Origin of the sequence: Thermocladium sp. ECH_B (assembly GCA_001516585.1) — an archaeon.
In the GTDB taxonomy this organism is placed as follows: domain Archaea; phylum Thermoproteota; class Thermoprotei; order Thermoproteales; family Thermocladiaceae; genus Thermocladium.
Genome location: LOBW01000141.1, coordinates 1 through 1,426, shown reverse-complemented (window position 1 = coordinate 1,426; position 1,426 = coordinate 1). Strand labels below are relative to the sequence as shown.

The window sequence follows — 1,426 nt, the reverse complement described above, 5'->3', positions numbered from 1 at the left end:
GAACACTCTCAATACCAGATAAAGCACGCCCAACAAACCGCTTTACGTAGACTTCAGGCTCTTGATAAGCACACATAGCCTATTTATTGATTTTCTAACCCAGAAATTCGATTAAGGCGTTTGTAAAAATCCCACGTGGGGGGTTGCGGAGAAATGGCACGGCGTTTAGGCAGGCACTGACTTGGTTGGGTTTGATTTTGGGTATAAGGTGGTAACACTGTTTAGAACTACTGCTTGCGGCGCCTACCCATTAGTAACGCAATAATCAACACTAAAACCACTATCACCGCAACAGCAGTCGCAACCACAGAATAATAGGTAGGTGAAGGCAATGGTGACTTTACATTACCTATCATCGCCACATACAACAAAGCCCAATTAGCATAGAAAGCACCTGTAATTCCTTCTACGCCGAACACGTAAGACCCACTATCCGGTGGTGTGTAGTAATTGCCTAAGTTCAGTGTGAAGTTTGCCGATTGCCCAGTGTTTAGATCTATGGCGATGCCGGTGAGTGTGTTTGTGCTCGGGTTATATGTCACGGTTATGTTAATACGATCACCAGGATTAGGCTGGAAGGCACCTGTACCAATACCATCCCAACCAGCATAGCCACTACCAAGGTTTGGCGACGGACTTGGACCAATGCTTGGGTTATTACCGTTTATGTTATTCACAATCCACACGTTCCACTGCCCAGTAGCACCAGGAGTTGTACCGAATATCTGCCAGTATGGTTCCCACTGAACCACTATGTACTGTGTTGAGCTCTGGGGCAGAATATTATCACCCTCATGAGGCGATGGGTACCCACTATACGCCCATCCATTCCCAACCGTTGAGGTGTAAGGTATTGAGTAGTTGTACTTCGGGCTTACGCCCCACGTTGTTGGGTTTAAGAATAGGTATATTTCGAAACCATCAGAAAGTGGTGATGAACCGCTTGAGTATGTACCAATAATTGTTATCTTCACCGCGCCTCCACTGTAGGTTTCACTCCAAAACATGGCACTGCCCATATTATATTGGGTTGGAACCATCATAAGCACTGGTTGGTTGCTGCTTATGCCTGCTAGGCTCCAGTATTGGCTTGCGTTGTTTGGCCCATAGTACACTGGCCATTGACTTGTTGGTGAACCATCATTATCGCCTTGGTACACATGGGGCACGCCGAAGTACTGCTGGCCATTCAATAGGTTTAGGACCACTTGGTAGTTCTGAGACCCGTTAGCCGTAACTGGAAGTCCAGAGGCTAAAAACAAGATTGCTATTGAAACGACTATCATCACAATTAATCGACCCCTCTTAGCCATCCTCCACATCATCACAAACCTATTTATGCATCCCCTTTTATAAATATTACGCAAGGTTGGGTGGGCATGGCGTGAAAATAATCATAAGGCGGGGTGTGTATTGCTTGGTTTGG

The 1,426-nt window shown here is 46.1% G+C and carries 1 protein-coding gene; it reads right to left on the bottom strand.

All coding sequences use genetic code 11. From position 1 onward, the window contains the following. Nucleotides 1-227: 227 nt before the first annotated feature. Nucleotides 228-1,328: a hypothetical protein gene (locus AT710_09785; GenBank protein ID KUO89757.1), complete on the bottom strand. Its 1,101-nt coding sequence runs from the start codon at nucleotides 1,326-1,328 to the stop codon at nucleotides 228-230. Nucleotides 1,329-1,426: the final 98 nt, after the last annotated feature.